The organism is Mycobacterium sp., assembly GCF_049673265.1.
Classification (GTDB): Bacteria; Actinomycetota; Actinomycetes; order Mycobacteriales; family Mycobacteriaceae; genus Mycobacterium.
In genome coordinates, this window is sequence record NZ_JBATXN010000551.1 from 1 (window position 1) to 2,699 (window position 2,699).

A 2,699-nucleotide genomic window follows, 5' to 3' on the forward strand; every position below is an offset into this window, starting at 1 on the left:
TTCGGTGGTTTGGCGCCCGGATCGACGTGCGGCTGGTTGATCGCCACCGCGGGCGGGCAGACCCACAGCGCAGCGACTAAAGCCGCTGCGAGGCAACCACTTCGCCGCCGGGCGCGGGCAGAGATCATCGATTGAGCACCCAGCTGAACAGGCCGACCAGGTAGGCGATGACCGGGATCAGCGACGCGTCGATTCCGGACGCGAGGAAGCCCAGCAACCGGCGCACCGGTAGCGAATAGCTCTCCGCGGAGGCGATCGACGGGTTCATTGCGACCACCACCCAGGCCAACACCAGCACCGCGAGAACGATTACGGCGCCCAACGCGGCCAGATAGTGCGCTGCGGCGGTGTAGAACACCGCCAACGCCACGCCCACCAGGTAGGGCTGGGCCAGCAGCCAGGCTTTGCACGCGGCCGAGTCCCAGACCCGGGCGCGCAGCGCAGCCGCCGCTGAGGTTGCGGCGACGACGTACCAGGCCCAGCCGGACAGCGTTTGCGGATGTAATGCGATCGCCACCGACCCGACCGTGCTGAGTAGCACAGCCCCAGCGATGAAACCGGTTTGGTGCGCGTCGCTGATGCGTACCCGTCGTGGCAGGTCCTTCAGCACTCGCAGCGACGGCGCTGACGGGGTGGGGTCTCCGGGCGCCGGAATGACCGGCAGCGGGAACCGTGCCCACAGCGCGGATAGCTGGGCGGCCTCGACAGTCACCAGCAACGCGACCACGATCAGCACGCAGCCCAGGCTCACCAGCGACAGCTGCCATAACAACGCTGCGCCGGCGGCCAACAACACGCCGACGCCGAGCACCGCTGTTGCGGTGAAAACCGCGATAGCCCTGCCGCTTTCGCGTTGAGGAAGGATCAGGTTAATCAGCGACCACGCAGTCACCCCGGCGGCGCCAAGTGTCACCTGCGCTGCGCCGAAGCTGCCCGGTACCGCCAAGGCCAGCGCCGCGGCGATGGGCACCAACGCGGCCACCGAGACGACGGCACCCGCGCGGGGTGAACGAGCCGCCAAGCTGCCCAGCGCGGCGAGTACCGCGATCGCGCCGACCGCGATCAGGCCGGCAAGCGCGCCCGTAGCCACTCGGTCGGTCGCGGCCAGACCGGTTGCTGCCCAGATTAGTCCGACGACCGCGGCAAGGGCGCCGCGCTGAATGTGGCTGGTACCCCAAGGCTTAAGCCGAGCGGTCGAGAAGATCACTGCCGCGTCGGCGATGTCCTCGACAATCCCGGGTGCGGCCGACCCGGCGGGAATCGGCTGCAACGCCAGCAGATCACCGTCGACGACGCCGACCGTGTCCAGGCTGGCGTCGAGGCTAAATGGCGCCCCGCCGATCGGAGCAAGGCTGAGCCGAGCGGGTGTGACCGAGCCGTTATCTGCCCCTTCCACCTCACCGTCTTGGACGGCCGGAACCACCAAACGTTCCACAGCAGGCAGGATTTCGCGAAGCGGCAGCTCTGCGGGCAGCGCCATCTCGGTCAGCCGACTTTCAGCAAGGATGGCGACCCGCACGATGGGCATCACAGCGCTGGACATCACCGGCTCCTCAGGCTTTGGTAGCCCGCTCGGTAGTCCGCTTGGTAGGACATAGCTTCTCTTTCTCTTGATGCTCAGCCGGCTCGTTAGCTCGACTGTGTACTGAAGTCTCGGGACACCCGGTTACCCGGGAACCAGTCGCCATCCGGCAACTCGCCGGTGAGCTGCTCGACGGCGACAGCGATCGCGAACGGGGTTCCGGGGCGAAATGTCGATATCCATTCGCCATCGAAGGCACGCGACGGGCTGACCAGCACTCTGCCCGCCGTGGTATCGACGATGCTCACCCCGACCTCGGTGCTGGCGTGCCTGCCGCCGTGTCGGCAGCCCGCGACGATCTCAACGTAGCTGCGCGGTCCGGTGAACACCGACTCGACCACCGGCCGCGCTGATCGCGGGATACCCAGATAGTCAACGACTTCGGTGAGCGACGCACCGTTCCGCAGCCGCTCATCGGCCCGGGCGCCAACCCGGGCTGGGAGGCTGAACTCGTCAAATTGCGCGGGTGAACGTTGCGCCAATCCGACCCCCAGCACCGGCACCAGCGCGCGCGCGTCGTGGATGCTCATCGCAGTAAACGTCACCAGCTGTGCGTTGCGCAGCGCCACAATGGTTTTGGCGCTGTTGCGGGTGTCATCGCCGCGCCGCGCGATGATCCCGCGCAGCAGCTCGTCGGCACCGGATGCCGCGCCGGATCCTACGTAGCGTAGGTCCAGCCAGCGGTCCGGGAAGCACACCTGCCGAATCCAGTCGGCGACCGCCGGGTTGACCGCACCGTCCGAGGACATCATGCCCATCCGGGTCAGTTCGGCGGCGTGCCGATCGAGGAACGCGCCCCGCTCACCGGCGTCCGTGTAGGGCGTGGTGATCGCCAATACCCATGGGAACGTTCCGGCCCCAACGGTTTCAGCGATAAACCACGCCTGGTCGACGGTGAGCTCGACGGCGTTAGGCTGAGCAGCCATCTACTAGCCGCCCCATTTGGCGCCTTCGGCTTGGTCGCGGGCCAGCATCGAGGTGGTGTTGTTTTCATGCGTGCCGGCCATCGCGCGATACGCCAGCACCAACTGCTCCATGGCCTGATTCCACTGGGCCTGCCAGGCCTGATAACTCATCCCGGTATCGCCCTGCCAACCCGCCGACAACGCCGCCTGCT

At 67.2% G+C, this 2,699-nt stretch carries 3 protein-coding genes; all 3 read right to left on the reverse strand.

The window, feature by feature from the left end; all coding sequences use genetic code 11:
* Nucleotides 1–124 precede the first annotated feature (124 nt).
* Complete coding sequence (gene eccD, locus WBF82_RS18705) at nucleotides 125–1,543, reverse strand: type VII secretion integral membrane protein EccD (RefSeq protein ID WP_424384445.1); 1,419 nt, start codon at nucleotides 1,541–1,543, stop codon at nucleotides 125–127.
* A gap of 86 nt (nucleotides 1,544–1,629) precedes the next feature.
* On the reverse strand, nucleotides 1,630–2,508 hold the full coding sequence (locus WBF82_RS18710) for an ESX secretion-associated protein EspG (protein ID WP_424384446.1): 879 nt from the start codon (nucleotides 2,506–2,508) through the stop codon (nucleotides 1,630–1,632).
* A gap of 3 nt (nucleotides 2,509–2,511) precedes the next feature.
* A partial coding sequence (locus tag WBF82_RS18715; RefSeq protein ID WP_424381095.1) for a WXG100 family type VII secretion target occupies nucleotides 2,512–2,699 on the reverse strand: 188 nt, incomplete at its 5' end.

What these genes read in the sequence shown, in the direction of transcription:
- WBF82_RS18710 (WP_424384446.1), bottom strand. Translation starts at nt 2,508, where the DNA reads ATGGCTGCTCAGCCTAACGCCGTCGAGCTCACCGTCGACCAGGCGTGG.
- eccD (WP_424384445.1), bottom strand. Translation starts at nt 1,543, where the DNA reads ATGTCCAGCGCTGTGATGCCCATCGTGCGGGTCGCCATCCTTGCTGAA.